Source organism: Microbacterium awajiense (assembly GCF_039536545.1).
Lineage (GTDB): Bacteria > Actinomycetota > Actinomycetes > Actinomycetales > Microbacteriaceae > Microbacterium > Microbacterium awajiense.
This window is the reverse complement of the sequence record NZ_BAAAYU010000001.1, coordinates 538,548-554,557: the sequence shown is the minus strand read 5'-3', so window position 1 is coordinate 554,557 and position 16,010 is coordinate 538,548. Positions and strand designations below refer to the sequence as shown.

Annotated in this window: 20 protein-coding genes; 10 read left to right on the top strand and 10 right to left on the bottom strand. The window is 70.0% G+C overall.

Going from position 1 to position 16,010, the window contains the following annotated elements:
* Nucleotides 1–78 precede the first annotated feature (78 nt).
* Together ABD663_RS02745 and ABD663_RS02740 are read left to right on the top strand one after the other, a co-directional pair.
* Nucleotides 79–756, top strand: coding sequence for a hypothetical protein (locus ABD663_RS02745; RefSeq protein ID WP_344736317.1), 678 nt, complete (start codon nt 79–81; stop codon nt 754–756).
* On the top strand, nt 750–1,613 hold the full coding sequence (locus ABD663_RS02740) for a hypothetical protein (protein ID WP_344736316.1): 864 nt from the start codon (nt 750–752) through the stop codon (nt 1,611–1,613). Before ABD663_RS02745 ends, ABD663_RS02740 begins: the two co-directional genes overlap by 7 nt.
* 78 nt (nt 1,614–1,691) lie before the next feature.
* On the opposite strand, the gene ABD663_RS02735 is transcribed toward ABD663_RS02740, so the two are convergent.
* From ABD663_RS02735 to ABD663_RS02715, 5 genes are all read right to left on the bottom strand, one after another.
* A complete protein-coding gene (locus ABD663_RS02735) occupies nt 1,692–1,964 on the bottom strand; it encodes a hypothetical protein (protein ID WP_344736315.1) in 273 nt (90 codons plus the stop codon).
* Nucleotides 1,961–2,140, bottom strand: coding sequence for a hypothetical protein (locus ABD663_RS02730; protein WP_344736314.1), 180 nt, complete (start codon nt 2,138–2,140; stop codon nt 1,961–1,963). The genes ABD663_RS02735 and ABD663_RS02730 overlap by 4 nt, the downstream gene beginning before the upstream one ends.
* Entirely contained in the window at nt 2,137–2,376 is a 240-nt protein-coding gene (locus ABD663_RS02725) for a hypothetical protein (RefSeq protein ID WP_344736313.1), read from the bottom strand. Before ABD663_RS02725 ends, ABD663_RS02730 begins: the two co-directional genes overlap by 4 nt.
* Entirely contained in the window at nt 2,373–3,032 is a 660-nt protein-coding gene (locus tag ABD663_RS02720; protein ID WP_344736312.1) for a hypothetical protein, read from the bottom strand. The genes ABD663_RS02725 and ABD663_RS02720 overlap by 4 nt, the downstream gene beginning before the upstream one ends.
* Nucleotides 3,033–3,109: 77 nt before the next feature.
* Nucleotides 3,110–3,292, bottom strand: coding sequence for a hypothetical protein (locus tag ABD663_RS02715; protein WP_344736311.1), 183 nt, complete (start codon nt 3,290–3,292; stop codon nt 3,110–3,112).
* A 199-nt stretch (nt 3,293–3,491) separates the two neighbouring features.
* On the opposite strand from ABD663_RS02715, the gene ABD663_RS02710 reads away from it, so the two are divergent.
* The gene (locus ABD663_RS02710; RefSeq protein WP_344736310.1) at nt 3,492–3,674 is read left to right on the top strand and encodes a hypothetical protein; all 183 of its coding nucleotides are present in this window, start codon (nt 3,492–3,494) and stop codon (nt 3,672–3,674) included.
* On the opposite strand, the gene ABD663_RS02705 is transcribed toward ABD663_RS02710, so the two are convergent.
* Nucleotides 3,671–4,879 carry a hypothetical protein gene (locus ABD663_RS02705; RefSeq protein WP_344736309.1) on the bottom strand — a complete coding sequence of 403 codons (1,209 nt, stop codon included), beginning with the start codon at nt 4,877–4,879 and terminating at the stop codon, nt 3,671–3,673. The genes ABD663_RS02710 and ABD663_RS02705 overlap by 4 nt on opposite strands.
* Nucleotides 4,880–5,059: 180 nt before the next feature.
* A complete protein-coding gene (locus ABD663_RS02700) occupies nt 5,060–5,335 on the bottom strand; it encodes an FmdB family zinc ribbon protein (RefSeq protein WP_344736308.1) in 276 nt (91 codons plus the stop codon).
* A 609-nt stretch (nt 5,336–5,944) separates the two neighbouring features.
* Between ABD663_RS02700 and ABD663_RS02695 the strand changes: the two genes are divergently transcribed.
* Entirely contained in the window at nt 5,945–6,403 is a 459-nt protein-coding gene (locus ABD663_RS02695; RefSeq protein ID WP_344736307.1) for a hypothetical protein, read from the top strand.
* Between the two features lie 3 nt (nt 6,404–6,406).
* Here ABD663_RS02695 and ABD663_RS02690 read toward each other — a convergent pair whose 3' ends face one another.
* Complete coding sequence (locus ABD663_RS02690) at nt 6,407–8,095, bottom strand: recombinase family protein (protein WP_344736306.1); 1,689 nt, start codon at nt 8,093–8,095, stop codon at nt 6,407–6,409.
* Between ABD663_RS02690 and ABD663_RS02685 the strand changes: the two genes are divergently transcribed.
* Nucleotides 8,079–8,822: a ComEC/Rec2 family competence protein gene (locus ABD663_RS02685; RefSeq protein ID WP_344736915.1), complete on the top strand. Its 744-nt coding sequence runs from the start codon at nt 8,079–8,081 to the stop codon at nt 8,820–8,822. The two genes, ABD663_RS02690 and ABD663_RS02685, sit on opposite strands and share 17 nt — an antisense overlap.
* Nucleotides 8,823–8,831: 9 nt before the next feature.
* Nucleotides 8,832–9,869 carry a DNA polymerase III subunit delta gene (gene holA / locus ABD663_RS02680; RefSeq protein ID WP_344736305.1) on the top strand — a complete coding sequence of 346 codons (1,038 nt, stop codon included), beginning with the start codon at nt 8,832–8,834 and terminating at the stop codon, nt 9,867–9,869.
* A 56-nt stretch (nt 9,870–9,925) separates the two neighbouring features.
* Here the strand turns inward: holA and rpsT are convergent, their stop codons facing one another.
* Both rpsT and ABD663_RS02670 read right to left on the bottom strand, forming a co-directional pair.
* Complete coding sequence (rpsT, locus tag ABD663_RS02675) at nt 9,926–10,186, bottom strand: 30S ribosomal protein S20 (RefSeq protein ID WP_344736304.1); 261 nt, start codon at nt 10,184–10,186, stop codon at nt 9,926–9,928.
* Nucleotides 10,187–10,301: 115 nt separating this feature from the next.
* Nucleotides 10,302–11,021, bottom strand: coding sequence for an alpha/beta fold hydrolase (locus tag ABD663_RS02670; RefSeq protein ID WP_344736303.1), 720 nt, complete (start codon nt 11,019–11,021; stop codon nt 10,302–10,304).
* Between the two features lie 94 nt (nt 11,022–11,115).
* Between ABD663_RS02670 and lepA the strand changes: the two genes are divergently transcribed.
* From lepA to hrcA, 4 genes are all read left to right on the top strand, one after another.
* Nucleotides 11,116–12,966, top strand: coding sequence for a translation elongation factor 4 (gene lepA, locus ABD663_RS02665; RefSeq protein ID WP_344736301.1), 1,851 nt, complete (start codon nt 11,116–11,118; stop codon nt 12,964–12,966).
* Nucleotides 12,967–12,976: 10 nt separating this feature from the next.
* A complete protein-coding gene (locus tag ABD663_RS02660; protein ID WP_344736300.1) occupies nt 12,977–13,627 on the top strand; it encodes a DUF1990 domain-containing protein in 651 nt (216 codons plus the stop codon).
* A gap of 1 nt (nt 13,628) precedes the next feature.
* Nucleotides 13,629–14,846 carry a radical SAM family heme chaperone HemW gene (gene hemW / locus ABD663_RS02655; RefSeq protein ID WP_344736299.1) on the top strand — a complete coding sequence of 406 codons (1,218 nt, stop codon included), beginning with the start codon at nt 13,629–13,631 and terminating at the stop codon, nt 14,844–14,846.
* An 80-nt stretch (nt 14,847–14,926) separates the two neighbouring features.
* Entirely contained in the window at nt 14,927–15,967 is a 1,041-nt protein-coding gene (gene hrcA, locus ABD663_RS02650) for a heat-inducible transcriptional repressor HrcA (protein ID WP_344736298.1), read from the top strand.
* Nucleotides 15,968–16,010: the final 43 nt, after the last annotated feature.

Here is a 16,010-nt window from a genome sequence, read left to right as displayed (position 1 = left end):
GGTGACTACTTGCGGCCCGCGGCGGCGGCGCGACTCGCCTGTTGACGACTCACCTCGCGCTCAGCCAGCATCGTGCACATGCTCGTTTTCGACGTATCGCCGATCCTGAGCGGGCCGTTCGCTGACGATATGCCCGCGGTCCTGGAGGTGGAGGCGGAATACCCGGGGGAGAAGTTTTCTGATGCGTGGCGCCGATCGTTCGAGGTTGCCTATCCGGGAGTCGACGACTGGTTCATTGGTTGGTGGAAGATCAGGCTTGATGAGCCTGATCTTCCGCTCATGTCGATCGACCCTGATATGCCCGTAGCGGAGGCCGAGCGATTCTTCGGATCGCGCGATTCGAAGATCGGCATCGCATGGGGGCTCGGAGGCGACGGGCACATCCTCGTGGACGCCATCTGGACCCTGTTGAGTCTCGGACTCACACTAGAAGGAATCCTCTCGATCACGGGCCGGACTCGGGATGGGTACGAATCCGTAGTGAATCGAGAGACGCGCCGGGTGTACGAGGACTGGCGCGACTCGGGTGACTCCGATCCGAGTGATGTCCTGGTGCGTGCGATCAGAAGGCGCCCTTGTTGGCATGCGGACCGGCTCCGCGCCGTGTTCGGAGAGGATGGCGGACGCTTGTCCGACGCGATGCGCGGTGCCGACTACGTACCGCGACGTGATGCACGGGGACATCGCGTGTGGGTTGAGAAGTCGGATGAGTACGACTGGGATGAGCTCGGCGCGATGATGGAGCAGGAGTGTTGACTCTCATCGCGTCGCTGTCGCCAGGCGAGCGTCAGGGTGATGTTCCCGTCGGCCTGATCGAGTTCTTCTGGGCCCCGCTCGCGGTAGGCGTATTGCTCTGGATCGTCGCCGAAGGCGTGAGATGGGTGCTCGCCACGGTTCGCCAACGACGGCTCCGTCGTTGGAAGATCGTCTCTCTCATGGGGCAGGCGGAGGCACTATGTCTTCGAGCGATCCGCGACGGCGTCATGGACGCGGGATACGTCAGTCATGGGGCGCAGGGCTTCGCACAGGTCCGCGACCGCTACGACGACCTGACAGCGGAGGCGTTGGACCTCTTTCAGCGTGGAGAAGAGGAGGTCGCTTTCTGGGCGGCAGTCGAGTTCTACGCGGGGTGGTGGTCCCCGCATGTGCTCGCGGAGAAGCTTGGGGTGCCGAGACTGCATCCCACAGATGGCACCTTGATCTTCCAAGTCAGTGAGAGGACGGTACTAGGGGCAGGGGTCGACGAAACCGGTTCGCCTGTGAGTTGGACGCTTGCGCGACCCGACGAGCTTGTTGATTGGGCGGATGTGATGTGGCCGTGGGAGCGTGGCAACGCTTGGGGGCCACGGTTCGGAGACTTGGTTACTCCGGCTGACTCCTCGCGGCATGACATCGTGACTCCGAACAGCGATTCGGCGCCAGACATGTTGCGGCCGTTCATCCTTCGGATTGGGTCGGCCTTCGGCGAGGTGAGCGCGCGAGAGAAGCGAAGACTAGCGATTCGCTACTCCGGCACACATCCCAGGCCGTGGAGAAGCTATCGCCGGTGGGCCGACAGATATCGTGCCTGGCTCGCAGAGCGCAAGGAAGTACGGCGATTGCGCGGTCGATAGCCCCATCCACGGGAGCGGATCCGTAGTCGCAACCTGCCGCACCTGGCTCCGCGCTGCGCGGGAGCCAAGTGCGGCGGATTACCGGAACGCTCCCTTGGGCGCCGGGTCGACGCCGACGGGGGCGATGCGGGGATGGCCCGTGTCGCTCACGTCGACCCCGGCGAGCACATGGCGGGCCGCGCGGAGCGCGTCTGCGCGGTACTCGCGGGGGTAGCGGGCGGCGTAGGCGTCGGCCCATGTGTCCCGGTCCTCGTCGGTCACGGGACGCGTGAGGACGAGGCGGATGGGCTGGAGGATGATGCGCGGCGCCAGGTCGGGCGGGACGCTCACGGTGAGCTCTGCGGCCCTCACGAGAGGAGCCCCGCGATGCCGACGACGGCGCCGACGATGCCCCACGCGATGAGCGCGGCCACGAGGCCGATGACGCCGACGCCGAGGATGCCGCCGACAATGCGCGCCCATGCGGGGCGGGCCTTGGGCTCGGGGTGGCCGAGGAGCTCGGCGAGCGAGCAGGAAGAGGCGGTCATCGGCGGCCTCCCGTGATGTCGGCGACGAGGTCGTCGAGCGCGGAGTCGGCGGTCGCCTTCTGCGTGCGGGTCATGTCGAGGAGGCGGAGCTCTGCGAGTGCCTCGCGGTCGCCGATGCCCTTGTGGGTGGCGTGACGCTGGACGCGGGTGAGCGCCTTGCCCTTGAGGGCGTCGACGCTCTCGGGGAGCTCGGGAACGGTGGCGAGAGCCTCGTCGATGATGTCGGCGAGAGTCATGCGGACACCTCCCGGGCGTTGACGGTGGAGAAGTACGCCGCCGCCTCGCGGAGGACGGAGGCGCTGTCGAAGTGGCCCTCGGCGAGCTTGCGCCAGCGGACGAGGGTGCCGGGCTTGGCGGCGTCGAGGATGGAGCGGATGCCGTGCACCTTGACGCTCGCGACGCCGAGCATCTTGTCTAGCTCGTCGCGCTCCGCGAGGAGCTCCCTGGCGTGAGCGAAAGCGGCGGCGGTCGCGACGTCGACCTCGGCGAAGCGGGCCTCGACGGCCTCGCCGACGGCCGCGTTCTCGCGAGCCTCGCGGGAGGCCGTGCGGTGGAAGGCGTCGAGCGCGCGGGACGCCGCGAGGGTGGCGGCACGGTAGGCGCGCTCGGCGTCGGTGACCGCGATGCGGGCGGCATCGTGCTCCTCTGTTGTCGACGACGGGGCGGGCGCGTAGACGGGCGAGCCTGCCTCGTGGGTGATCTTGGAGACGGCACCGAGAGCGGCCTTGGCGTCGGTGACGGCCTGGCGGGCTGTCGCCGCGTCGGTGGTGGCCTTGGCGGAGGCCTTGCGGGCGGCCTTGATCTTGGAGCTCTTGGCGTCGAGCCACTCGGGGACGACGCGCGAACCAGTGGAGGTGCCGACGGGGAGGCGGACGGGGGTGGGGTTGGTCATGGGGGTTCCGTTCATCGGAGGGGCCGCTCCCAAGAGAGAAGCGGCGTGCGGGCCGGAGCCCGCGGGGCCGGGAGGCCCTAGCGCCAGACGGCGGCGGGGAGCTTGAGCTCCTCGGGGTCGCGGGCGCGGGTGCGGAGGATGTCCTCGGCGGCGGCGTCGAGCGTGGAGCGCCGAGGGCCATGGGGGCGCGGACACTCGGCGAGAGCGTGCTCCAGTTGACGCCGCGTGTGCGCGTCGAGGAGGTCAAGGGGGCGGGTCATGTGATGCCCTTTCGGATGGGGGTGACCGGGCCAGAGGAACCCGGGAGTGGCCCGCCGCCACAGTCACGGGACGGCGGCGGGCCAGGTGCCAACACGACGCACGAAAGGCCTGGGGCGGCGTGCTGGCGGCCCCCGCCGCGACGCTGGGGCGGGGAGGCTGGGGGCGCCCGTGGGGGCGCCCGGGGCCTATGGTGGCCGTATGGAGAACTGGAGACAGGTGGGCGCGGTCGTGCTCGTGGCGGTCGCCGTCGTGCTAGCTGGGGTTGCGCTCTTCGCAGGACTACCGGCGCTCGCTGTTGGCTTCGTGTTCGCCGCCGCCGCTCTCGCAGTCATCGGGGCCGTCGCGCTGATCCTGTCGGCGCGCGACCGCGGCCAGCCCTAGGCGGCCCTTCGGGTGAAGCGGTCGGCGGCCTCTATGAGGCCGCCCTCGGGAGCCGGGAGTGTCTCGGCCTGGAGGGTGAGGGCGCCGACGAGGTCGCGGGCCTGGAGGAGCTCCAGACGCCGGGCGAATAGGTCGAGCTCGCGCTCGTGCTCGGTGTTGCGGTCGGCGAGGGCGGTGGCCTCGTCGCGGATGGCGGCGGCCCGGGCGTGGATCGTCTCGGGGGCCTCGTGCATGCGGATGTCCTCTCGGGGTGACGGGTCGGGGATGCGGTGGAAACGTTCGCCCTTGCGGCTGAGCTCGACGACGCCGAGCTCGCGGAAGAGCGCGAGGGCGCGGCGGGGGCCGACCTCAACGACGTTGAGGGGGTGGCCCTTCTCCGCCGCGATGGCGGGCCAGGGGTTGGCGGGAGGCTTGGGCTTCTCGGGCTTGATCGGTGTGAAGCCCTCGCCGTGCTCGACCTCTTCGCGGTAGCGCATGAGGTGGAGCTCGAATAGCCCGAGCTCGTCGTCATGCTTCTCGCGGGCCTCGGTGTGCTTGGCGACGGCCTTCTCGCGGTCGCCGAGGGGGGCGTCGAGCCACTCGGCGAAGTCGTTGAGGAGCTCGGCCCGTGAGACGGCGTCCTCGGTGCCGTGCGTCTCCACGGCCCACGTGAGGAAGGCCTCGACCGTCTCGCGCTCGTGCTGGGCGCGGCGGACGCGGTAGGCCTCTTGGCGCTCGGCGGCGGTCTTGGGCGCGGGGCGTGGTGCGGTGGTGGGCTTGACAGTGGGGAGTCGCTTGAGCGCCGTGGGGACGGCGGCGACGACAGCGTTGATGAAGGCGTCGCGCTCCTCGTCGTCGACGAGGCGGAGGAAGGCGTGGAGGCCGCGGTAGACATCGGCGCGGGCGAGCTCGCGGAGGCCGCTGACATGGCTGGGCATGGCGTCGAGAAGGTCGACGGTGAGGGTGTGGAGCTCGGAGCGGGTGAGCTCGACGAGCTCGCCGTCGCGCCGGATGACCATGCCGACGTCGCCGCGGAGAGCGGGGCCGATGTCGTCGAGGTGGCGGGCGATGAGGTGCTTGGCGACGTGCGCGGGGCTGGGGACGCGGAAGTCGTGGTGCCACTCGGCGGCGGGGTCGTAGAGCGTCCTCGTGGTGACGGTCGTGCGGGCGCTGAGGTCAGTGCGCGGGCGGGCGTAGAGGCGGATGGCCTCGGGGAGCTCTGTCATGATTCCAGTCGTGCGCGCCGGGTGAGCGGGTGGCGGTCCAGTCCGCGGGAGAAGGGAGCGGGAGGGGTCGCCGAGCGGCCCGGCGCCCTGGACTGGACTACAGGGGCGGGCCACTCGGGAAGCTCGCGCCGATGGCTCAGGTCGGGCGAGGATGTGCGTGTAAACGCGGGTCTGTGGGGGCTACGCGGCGGCGGGCCAGCGGTCGGCGGCCTCGGCGGCGATGGCGTCGAGCTCGCGCCGGAGGCGGGCGCGTTCGAGGTCGTCGTCGGTCGACGTGAAGGCGATGACCGTGCGTGTCTGCCGGTGGAGAAGCTCGGTGGCGGCCTTAACGACGTTGGCGGCGAGGCCTTCCCGGTAGCGCCGCTGGCGGCACGTCGGGCCGCATGTCACGGCGTCGGGGCGGGCGGCGTCGAAGTTGCGCCCGCATGAGTCGCACACGAGGGAGTAGGTCGTCATGGGGTGCTCCTTTCGGGAGGCGTTGTCACGGACGAAGGCCGAAGTGAAGCGCCCGCCGACGAGGGCGGGCGAAGAGGGGGCCGAGGAGAAAGAGCGCCATTGGGGGGCGGGGGTGCTCACTCTGCTGAGCAGCAAGCGCGCCCGGTCGGCGGGGGGGTTTGGTTCTGGTAACCCTATAGAGCGCCACGGTGCTCACGGAGGTGGGCACGGTCGGCGAGGTGAGCTAGTGAAAGTGGCGGCCAACGGGGGCCACTCTGCTCAATGGGCAGGGAACGCATGAAGCTTCCTCTTTCCAGTAGAGGCGGCCATCCTGCTCACGGGTGATGTAGGGCGCGCGAGGGGCGTCGCAGAGGCGCGTGGGGCGGGCGGCGGCCCCCTCTGAGGGACGGGGCGGCGACCTCTGGGGTGCAGATACGCGTCACGTTCTCGTTCTTCCCTCCCTTCTCCATTCCCCCCTTGAGAGAGAGTCGTCTAGAGGTGGGAATGGAGAAGGGACGCGTTCCGTGAATCGTGACGCGTATCTGCACCCTGGAGGGCGCACCGGCCCCCACCCGGCGCCGACGGGGGCCAGCGCCCTGCCCCCGGCGCCTAGGCGCTACCCTCTCGTGCATGCAGTGGCTTGCGGTGGTCGGGATATTCGTCGAGGGCGTCGGACTCACCCTCACGGCGGTAGGGCTGTGGCGGACCTGGCGCAAGGTCGGTGAGGGATTCTCGCTACTCACGGGCGAGCGCGACGGGCCGAACACCGGGCACGCATCGGTCGCATGGAGGACTCACGCGCACGCATACGGGCGCGCCACCAAGGTCGGCGAGTCAACAGAGGATCAACTCGAAAGCCTCCGCGGCGAGCTCGACGACGTCTACAAGCGCCTTGATCAGCTCGGGGACAAGCTCGGGGATGAAGTCGCCAGGATGGCACGGCAGTTCGAGACCGAGCGCGAGAGGGCACGAGCCGAGGCACGGGACGCCGCCCGGCATGAGGCACGTCTCGCTGTATTGGGCGTGGTCGTGCTGTTGGGCGGGCTGCTCATTCAGCTAGTGGCGGCGCTGTGTCTCGCCCTGGGCTGAGGTCTAGCGAGGTCGGGCCGAAGCGCCCACGGTGCCCCTGCGGCGCTTGGCGGGGTCGCCGGGGCCGTGGCTGGGTCCGTCGTCGTCGAGGTCGACGCCGCGGTCGCGCGCCACAGATTCGACGAGCGTGAGGCGCTTGAGCACGGGCGTACGGCCCTTGGAGACGCGAATCTCTCGGTAGTGCCACGCGAGGAGCTCGCGCTGTGCGGCTAGGTCGCCCACCTTCTCCGCCTCGGCCCACGCCTCCGCGTGCGTGAGGCCGGTGGGCGTGTAAACGGTGGCGACCGGAGGCGCCGATGCCTGGAGGGTATCGCGGTGGCGCTGGAGGCGCTGGAGCTCCTCGAACCGCTCGGCGGTGGCCTCCTCGGCGAGGATTGTGGACGCCTCGCGGATGGCGGCCCTGATGTCCGCGAGCTCGGCCTCGTGGGCTGTGAGTACCTCGGTCGCGGATGTCGCCTTGAGGACGGGGAGATCGCCGAACGTGTCGAGGTGGAGCGCTACGACGTGGGCCTCGACGGTGTGGGCCTCGGCGTGTGCCTTCTCGCGGCAGAGCGTCGTGTTGGCCGCGCAACGGTAGGCGACGCGGACGCGGTTCTCGTTCGGGAATCGGCGGTCGCGGGCGGTCACCGGGTAGAGCTTGGAGCCGCACGAGTCGCACACGATGAGCCCAGAGAGGAGCCGTGTGGCCTTCTGGCGCTGGGCGAGGCGCGGACGATACTTGCCACGGTCGTCGGGGTTGTTGACGTGCTGGCGGACCGCTTCAAGCTCGGCGGGCGTGAGGATGGCGGGCCACCACTGGCGGGGCTTGCCATCGGCGTCGCGCATGACGCGGAGGGCCGTCTTCCTCTGGCGCATGACGCCGTCGGCGCCGCGGATGCGCTCGACGGCCCACTCGTGTCGGCGCCCGAGGAGGGTGTCGCCGGTCATGATGCTCTGGATGCTCTGGGTGCTCCAGTGGCCGCGGTCTTCGGTGTCGAGGTCGGCGGGGATCGGGCGCTCCGCCATGGTGAGCGTTTCGGCGCGGCGGAAGCCCGAGGTCGGCGTCGGTACGCCCCGGTCGGCGAGCTCTGCGGCTAGGTGCGAGGGGAGCTCGCCGCGGGCCAGGCGTCGAGCGAGCTCTCGGGCGACCACGGCCTCGCGGTCGCGGACGACGAGCGTGCGCTTGCTTGGGTTCTCCGGGTGCGGCGCCGGGGCGTACCCGAAGGGGACACGTCCGCCCTCCCAGTAGCCCTGCTCCTTGAGGTAGCGCTGAGACGAAGCGACGCGCGCGATGGTGTTGTTCCGCTCCTTTTCTGCCGTGTCGAGCGCGAAGGCGAGGCGGAGCTTCCAGTAGTCCGGGTCTTTCTCTGAGTCGATGGACTCGCGCGCCGCGACGAAGCGTCCGCCATGGGCGTTGACGGCGTCGATGATCGAACCGGACTCGCCGATGCCCATACGGCTCCAACGATCGACGGCGTACACGGCGAGGATCGACGCGTCGCCCTCGGCGAGCATGGCGAGGGCATGCTTGGCCTTGTCGCGTTGCTTGCCGCCGCTCTTGCCATCGTCGGTGAGGGTGCTCACCACGTTCCAGTTCTCGCGGGCGGCGAGGTCGAGGAGCTCCTCGTTCTGGCGGACAATCGAGGTGGAGGCCTCGGTCTTCCGGGAGAGGCGAAGGTAGAGCACTGCGCGGGGTCTGGTTTCGACTGTCACACCGATCAGGCTAGCGGATGCGCTGCTGCTGCGGTCCGCCGATCGGGTCGCGCTCGTCGACACGGGGGAGGACCCTGCGCGACTGGAGGCGTGCCTCGCGCGGGCGGGCGTCGGACGCGTCGATCTGCTCGTGCTCACCCACTTCGACGCCGATCATGCCGGAGCCGTGGAAGTCGTCCAGGGCCGGGTGGGGACTGTGCTGCACGGACCGGGTGATGACGCGGTGATCAGCGTCCTCGAACGACACGGTGCGCGCGCCGTCCCCGCGAGCGCGGGCATGTCCGGCGTGCTCGGCGACGCCACATGGCGCGTGCTGTGGCCGGGAAGAGGGTCGGCGGGGTTCGGCCCCGGCAACGACTCCAGCGTCGTCGTCGAGTTCGCCGGCGGGGGTATCCCGTCGATCCTGCTCCTGGGCGATCTGTCGGCGAGCGCGCAGCGTGCCATGCGCGTCGCCTCTGTGACGCAGCCGCGCTACGAGGTCGTCAAGGTCGCCCACCACGGCAGCGCCGACCAGGACGCGACGCTCTACGACGATCTCGGTGCGCCGATCGGTCTCATCAGTGTCGGCGTCGGGAACCCCTACGGACATCCGCGGGCTGAACTGATCTCGCTGCTCGACGCCGTCGGCGCCGACGTGGCGCGCACCGATCTGCACGGCACGATCGCGCTGTGGCCGGCCGTCGACGGCGTCGTCGTCTGGCGTGAGCGCGTCGGAGACCGCGGGTAGTCTGGCCGCATGGCACCCAGCGCTCGTCGCGGCTCATCGCCCCGCTCGCGGAGCGCCATCCCCCAGCTGTCGTGGCGCGACCCGCAGCCGGCGCCGATCGTGCTGGTATCGGGACCCGAAGAGGTGTGTGCGGAGCGGGCGATCGCCGGTGTACGCGACTATCTGCGGGCCGAAGACGCCAGTCTCGAGGTCTCCGACCTGCGCGCCGACGATTACGAAGCGGGCACGCTGCTCGCGAGGACTTCGCCGTCATTGTTCGGCGAGCCGCGCCTGGTGCGCGTACGCGGCGTGGAGAAGTGCTCGGATGCCTTCCTCTCCGAGGCGCTCGCATACCTCGAGGCCCCGCAGGAGTCCGCCACCGTGGTGCTACGCCATACCGGCGCGTCGGTGCGCGGCAAGAAGCTGCTCGATGCCATCCGCTCCGGCACGGGAGGCGGCGTCGAGATCGCGTGCCCTGCCGTCAAGCGCGAATCCGACCGCTACGACTTCGCCGCGGGGGAGTTCTCGACCGCGCGGCGAAGGATCGCACCGGGTGCGCTTCGCGCCCTCGTCTCGGCCTTCGCCGACGATCTCACCGAGCTGGCCGCGGCCTGTCAGCAGCTCATCGCGGACGAACCGGGCGACATCACCGAGCAGGTGGTGGCGCGCTACTACGGCGGCCGCGTCGAGGCCTCCGCCTTCACCGTCGCCGACACCGCGATCGCCGGCCGCTACGGCGAGTCGCTCATCGCGCTGCGCCATGCCCTCGCGTCGGGGGCCGACCCTGTGCCGCTCGTCGCCGCCGTCGCGTCGAAGCTGCGCACCATGGCGCGCGTGGCGGGCAGCCGCGAGCCCGGCCCGGCGCTGGCAGCCAGGCTCGGGCTCAAGGACTGGCAGGTCGACCGTGCGCGCCGCGATCTGGCCGGCTGGAACGAGGCCGCGCTCGGCACCGCGATCCAGGCTGCCGCCCGCGCCGACGAAGAGGTGAAAGGCGGGTCCCGCGATCCCGTCTTCGCGTTGGAGCGACTCGTGACCGTCGTCGCAACCCGCGCTCCCTACGGCTCCTGAGGCGGCAACGACGAAGGCCCGCCCCCTGTGGGGACGGGCCTCGTTGCATCTGCGGCTCAGAGAGCGGCGACCTGCTTCGCGATCGCGGACTTGCGGTTCGCGGCCTGGTTCTCGTGGATGACGCCCTTGCTCACGGCCTTGTCGAGCTTCTTCGTCGCCGAGGTGAGTGCCTTCTCTGCGGCGGCCTTGTCGCCGGCGGCGACGGCTTCGCGGGTGCGGCGCACCGCGGTCCTCAGCTCGCTCTTGACGGCCTTGTTGCGCTCGTGCGCCTTCTCGTTGGTCTTGTTGCGCTTGATCTGCGACTTGATGTTCGCCACGTGTCGACGTTCTTTCGTTCGGAGTGTTCGGTGGAGTGCCGAGTGGCAGGAGAGGGATGCCGCACGGCGGTCGTGAGGGGGTCGAAGCCCACACGCAAGCCAAACACCGATCTTATCAGGTTCGCTCGAGGGTCGTGAGCGCGACCTCGAGGAGCGCGTTGAACACCCGGGGGCGCATCGCCGTGACGAGGTGCGAGGTGCGCGGGATCACGATGAGCTCGGCGTGGGGTGCGACGCGCAGGAACAGCTTCTCGTTGACCCGCAGCTGGTCGTATTGACCGTTGACGAACCAGAGGGGCACGCGGATGCGTCCGAGCGCGGTGAGCAGGTCGAGCACCGACAGACTGCGCAGGGCGGTGTCCTGCGCGTCGAACGCGTAGCCGCCGGCGCCGAAGTCGGCACGGGTCTCGGCGGGGAGAGTCCGATCGAGCACTCGGCCGGTGAGCCACATGCCCCGGTCGGGCAGTGCGTCGAAGCCGCGCGCGAGCAGACGATACGTCGCGAGGCCGAGTCCGCGCGGGATGGCCGTGCACGAGGCGGCGACGAATCCCGCGACGGGCGGGGGCTCTTCGCCACCGACGTAGTCGATCGAGAGCAGGCCGCCCATCGAGTGGCCGACCAGCAGCACCGGCCCTCGGCGCGCGGCATCCTGCACGGCGTCGTCGATGGTCGCCATCGCGGACTCGAGCGTGAACTCCCCGCCGAGCAGCGCGCCGTGCCCGGGCAGGTCGACGGCCGTCACGGGGTTGCCGCGTTCGGCGAGATATTCGCGCTGGGCGCGCCACATCGTCGCGGACGTGCGGATGCCGTGCACCAGCACGACCTGCACCACCATGCGCACAGCCTAGGGTCTGCGGCCGTCGAGCCGGCGCGGGACGGCGGGCGTCCGCACAGATTCGGGGCTGACCGGCCGGTAGACTTCTGCGGACATGTCACCGCGCGCCCTGAAGCCCCTCGAGCCCTCCGCGACCCCACCCGCGCAGATCCGCAACTTCTGCATCATCGCCCACATCGACCACGGGAAGTCGACGCTGGCCGATCGGATGCTGCAGATCACGGGCGTCGTCGCCGATCGCGACATGCGCGCGCAGTATCTCGACCGCATGGACATCGAGCGCGAGCGTGGCATCACGATCAAATCGCAGGCTGTGCGGATGCCGTGGGCCCTCGACGACACCGCTTTCGCGCTCAACATGATCGACACCCCCGGCCATGTCGACTTCACCTACGAGGTCTCGCGCTCTCTCGCGGCGTGCGAGGGGGCCATTCTGCTCGTCGACGCCGCGCAGGGGATCGAGGCGCAGACGCTCGCGAATCTCTATCTGGCACTGGAGAACGACCTTCACATCATTCCGGTGCTCAACAAGATCGATCTGCCGGCGGCCGACCCCGACAAGTTCGCACAGGAGCTCGCCGGTCTCATCGGCGGCGATCCCGACGATGTGCTGCGCGTGAGCGGCAAGACCGGACAGGGCGTCGAGGAACTGCTCGACCGCATCGTGCGCGACATCCCGGCGCCGGCAGGGGACGCCGACGCCCCCGCGCGCGCGATGATCTTCGACTCGGTCTACGACTCGTACCGCGGCGTGGTGACGTATGTCCGCATGGTGGACGGCTCGCTGCAACCGCGCGAACGGATCCAGATGATGTCGACGCGGGCGACGCACGAACTGCTCGAGATCGGTGTCTCCAGTCCCGAGCCGACTCCGACGAAGGGACTCGGCGTCGGCGAGGTCGGGTATTTGATCACCGGGGTGAAGGACGTGCGCCAGTCCAAGGTCGGCGACACCGTCACCGGTCACCGCCGCTCGGCATCCGATCCGCTGCCGGGATACACCGACCCCAAGCCCATGGTCTTCTCGGGCGTCTACCCGATCGACGGCAGCGATTACGCCGACCTGCGCGAGGCGCTCGACAAGCTGAAACTCTCGGATGCCGCGCTGCAGTACGAGCCCGAGACGTCGGTCGCCCTCGGGTTCGGCTTCCGCTGCGGTTTCCTCGGGCTGCTCCACCTCGAGATCGTGACCGAGCGCCTGGCCCGCGAGTTCGATCTCGACCTCATCACCACGGCGCCGAGCGTCATCTACGAGGTCACCACCGACACGGGCGAATTCGTGACCGTGACCAATCCCAGTGAGTACCCCGACGGGCGCGTCGCCGCGGTCTCGGAGCCGGTCGTGAAGGCGGCGATCCTCACCCCGAAGGACTACGTCGGCACCGTGATGGAACTGTGCCAGTCGCGACGTGGCTCGTTGCTCGGCATGGACTACCTCTCCGAGGACCGCGTCGAACTGCGCTACAGCGTGCCGCTCGGTGAGATCGTCTTCGACTTCTTCGATCAGCTGAAGTCCCGGACGCAGGGGTACGCGAGTCTCGACTACGAGCCCGCCGGCTCGCAGGAGGCGGACCTGGTGAAGGTCGACATCCTGCTCCAGGGCGACAAGGTGGATGCCTTCAGCTCGATCGTGCATCGCGAGAAGGCGTACGCCTACGGCACCATGATGACCGAGCGCCTGCGAAAGCTGATTCCACGCCAGCAGTTCGAGGTGCCGATCCAGGCGGCGATCGGCGCGCGCATCATCGCCCGCGAGAACATCCGCGCGATGCGCAAGGACGTGCTCGCCAAGTGCTACGGCGGTGACATCACCCGTAAGCGCAAGCTGCTCGAGAAGCAGAAGGAAGGCAAGAAGCGCATGAAGATGGTCGGCCGTGTCGAAGTGCCGCAGGAGGCCTTCATCGCCGCCCTCTCGGGCGACGTCGAGGGCAAGGGCGCGAAGTAGGCTGGTGGTCATGCGTCGCGGCACCTTCAAGGACGGCACCGTCGACTATGCGGCGGTCGGCGCCACGCAGGCGCCTGATCTCATGCAGTATCCGCCGGAGAAGAGCATCCCGGCAGAAGATTCGTGGCGCATCGGCAGCGGGGAGGCCCGCTTCCACTCCGCGGCCGACGCGCTGCTGTCGTGGGCTCCGCTGCGCGGTGCGGGGCTCGTGCTGAGCGATGTCACACCGGCATCCGGACCGATGTACTCGGGCGTCAGCTTCGACGCCGAAGGCAAGCCGATCGCGCCGAGCCGCGTCGACGAGGACCTGCGGTACGACGCGGACGGAACCCCCTACGTCGGCGCGGGCACCTCGGTCCGCGTGGCCGGCCGCGTCGCCGGGATGCGCGCCGATGCCGAGCTGCGCGTCATCCTCGCCGTCGAAGAGCCTCGGCGCGTCGGCTACGCCCTCGGCACCGTGGCGGGGTCGGTCGTCAGCGGCGAGGAGTCGTTCATGGTCGATTGGACCGACTCCGATGAGGTCTGGTTCACCGTCCGGGCCTTCGATGCGCCGTCAGCCGCGCTGTACCGGATGCTTCCCGCGCTGATCCGGCGGCGTCGGAAGGAACTGTTCACGCGCTACCTGCGCGCGGTCTCGCCGCTCTACACGACGCCGTCCTGACGTGGGCGGACCACTGCCGCTGGGCGAACCGGCTCCGCCCGACGGAGCGCTGCCCGATGACGTGACGATCGACGGCCGCACCGACTTCGGCGTCTATCTGCACGTTCCCTTCTGCACCGTGCGTTGCGGGTACTGCGACTTCAACACCTACACGGCGACAGAACTGCGCGGCGCCCGACGCGAGGACTACGCCCGGACGCTCGTGCGCGAGGTTTCCCTCGCGCGGCGCGCGCTCGCAGACCGGGGTCCGCTGCGCCCGGCCTCGACCGTGTTCTTCGGCGGCGGAACCCCCACCCTCCTGCCCGCCTCGGACCTGGCCCTGATGCTCGAGTCCGTGGCAGACGCGTTCGGCATCGCCGACAGCGCCGAAGTCACCGTCGAGGCGAACCCCGATACGGTCGACGACGTGGTCGCGATCCGCCTCGCGCGGGCCGGGGTGACGCGCATGTCGATCGGGATGCAGTCAGCGGTCCCTGCGGTTCTGGCGACGCTCGACCGCACCCACGATCCCGACAACGTCCGCACCGCGGTGGCGGCTGCCCGCGCCGCGGGTCTGCAGGTGAGCATCGACCTCATCTACGGCGCACCGGGGGAGTCGCTCGACGACTGGCGGAGGTCACTCGACGCCGCGGTCTCGCTCGAGCCCGACCATGTGTCCGCCTACGCGCTCATCGTCGAAGACGGGACGCAGTTGGCGCGCCGCATCCGCCGCGGCGAGCTGCCGGCACCCGACGACGACGTGCAGGCCGACATGTACGAGCTCGCCGACGCCGCGCTGGGGGGTGCCGGCTTCGAGTGGTACGAGGTGTCGAACTGGGCCCGTGACGATGCGCATCGATCCAGGCACAACCTGGCGTACTGGACCGGTCAGGACTGGTGGGGGTTCGGCCCCGGAGCCCACAGCCACGTCGGCGGTCTGCGGTGGTGGAACGTCAAGCATCCCGCCGCCTACGCCCAGCGCCTGGCGGGCGCGGAATCGCCCGCCGCGGGCCGCGAGCGGCCCGACGCCGCGGCCGCCGAACTCGAGCGTGTCCTGCTGCGCTCCCGCATCCGCGAGGGCCTGGCCGTGGCCGACCTGCAGCCGCGGGGACGCCACGCGGTGGCCGCTCTCGTCGCCGATGGGCTCATCGACGGGGCGGCCGCGATCCGCGGGCGTGTCGTGCTGACCCGTCGCGGTCGGCTGCTTGCCGACGCCGTCGTGCGGGCGCTCACCGACTGAGTCGCTCAAGGACGCGGCCGGGCGCATCGGGTAGAATTGGCACTCTATCCGTGCGAGTGCCAGACGCAGGAGGAGGGCGCATGGTCAGCGAGAGAGCGCTGCAGGTTCTGCGCGCCATCGTCGAGGACTACGTCGACACACGCGAACCGGTCGGCAGCAAGGCGATCGTCGAGAGGCATTCCTTCGGGGTGTCGGCGGCGACGATCCGCAACGACATGGCGATGCTCGAGGACGAGGACCTCATCGCCGCCCCTCACACATCGTCGGGGCGGGTCCCCACGGACAAGGGCTATCGCGTCTTCGTCGACCACCTCGCCGAGCTTCGGCCGCTCACGGCAGCGCAGCGCTCGGGGATCGCCTCCTTCCTCGAGGCGCCCGGCGACCTCGACGACGTGCTCGCCCGCACCGTGCGCGCGCTGACGACACTCACCGGGCAGGTTGCGATCGTCCAGTACCCGTCGTTCGCGCGTGCCACCGTCTCGCACGTCGAACTCGTGCAACTGGGCGCCGGGCGGATGCTGGTGATCGTCGTGACCGACACCGGCCGGGTCTCCCAGCGCATCGCCGCCACGCGCGTCGACTTCGAAGAGGACGAGATCGCGCTCATCCGCGCCGAGATCGGCTCGCTGCTGGTGGGCCGCCCCGTCCGCGACGGGCTGAAGCGCATCGCCGCCCGCCTCGACGACCCGGGGCTGGCGGCGACCGATCGGGTCGCGGCGACCAGTGAGATCGTGCGGGTCGTCGCGGAAGAGCTCGAGGAGTTCCGCCAGGACCGCATGGTGATGGCAGGCGCGGCCAACCTCGCTCGGCGCGAGAACGACTTCCGTGGCAGCCTCTACCCGCTGCTCGAGGCGATCGAGGAGCAGGTGACGATCCTGCGCCTCATGAGCGAGATGGTGGCCGACGAACAGGGCCTCGCCGCCAGCATCGGCCGCGAGAACGAGCCGTTCGGGCTCTCGGAGGCATCCGTCGTCATCAGCGACTACGACGCCACCGGATCCCGCGCCCGCGTCGGCGTGCTCGGCCCGACGCGCATGGACTACCCGACCAATCTCGCGTCGGTGCGGGCCGTGGCGCGGTACCTCACGCGCCTGCTCGAAGAAGACGAGAGCGGCCGCTGAGCCGCCCCCTCCATCCATCACGATCCCCGCCGAGGCGGGCAGG

Bases quoted from the DNA above. Each gene is read 5' to 3' on its own strand.
- ABD663_RS02730 (WP_344736314.1), bottom strand. From the start codon at position 2,140: ATGACCGCCTCTTCCTGCTCGCTCGCCGAGCTCCTCGGCCACCCCGAG.
- ABD663_RS02745 (WP_344736317.1), top strand. From the start codon at position 79: ATGCTCGTTTTCGACGTATCGCCGATCCTGAGCGGGCCGTTCGCTGAC.
- ABD663_RS02705 (WP_344736309.1), bottom strand. From the start codon at position 4,879: ATGACAGAGCTCCCCGAGGCCATCCGCCTCTACGCCCGCCCGCGCACT.
- ABD663_RS02725 (WP_344736313.1), bottom strand. From the start codon at position 2,376: ATGACTCTCGCCGACATCATCGACGAGGCTCTCGCCACCGTTCCCGAG.
- holA (WP_344736305.1), top strand. From the start codon at position 8,832: ATGGCACCCAGCGCTCGTCGCGGCTCATCGCCCCGCTCGCGGAGCGCC.
- ABD663_RS02695 (WP_344736307.1), top strand. From the start codon at position 5,945: ATGCAGTGGCTTGCGGTGGTCGGGATATTCGTCGAGGGCGTCGGACTC.
- ABD663_RS02670 (WP_344736303.1), bottom strand. From the start codon at position 11,021: ATGGTGGTGCAGGTCGTGCTGGTGCACGGCATCCGCACGTCCGCGACG.
- ABD663_RS02710 (WP_344736310.1), top strand. From the start codon at position 3,492: ATGGAGAACTGGAGACAGGTGGGCGCGGTCGTGCTCGTGGCGGTCGCC.
- ABD663_RS02715 (WP_344736311.1), bottom strand. From the start codon at position 3,292: ATGACCCGCCCCCTTGACCTCCTCGACGCGCACACGCGGCGTCAACTG.
- ABD663_RS02700 (WP_344736308.1), bottom strand. From the start codon at position 5,335: ATGACGACCTACTCCCTCGTGTGCGACTCATGCGGGCGCAACTTCGAC.
- ABD663_RS02660 (WP_344736300.1), top strand. From the start codon at position 12,977: ATGCGTCGCGGCACCTTCAAGGACGGCACCGTCGACTATGCGGCGGTC.
- hrcA (WP_344736298.1), top strand. From the start codon at position 14,927: ATGGTCAGCGAGAGAGCGCTGCAGGTTCTGCGCGCCATCGTCGAGGAC.
- lepA (WP_344736301.1), top strand. From the start codon at position 11,116: ATGTCACCGCGCGCCCTGAAGCCCCTCGAGCCCTCCGCGACCCCACCC.
- ABD663_RS02720 (WP_344736312.1), bottom strand. From the start codon at position 3,032: ATGACCAACCCCACCCCCGTCCGCCTCCCCGTCGGCACCTCCACTGGT.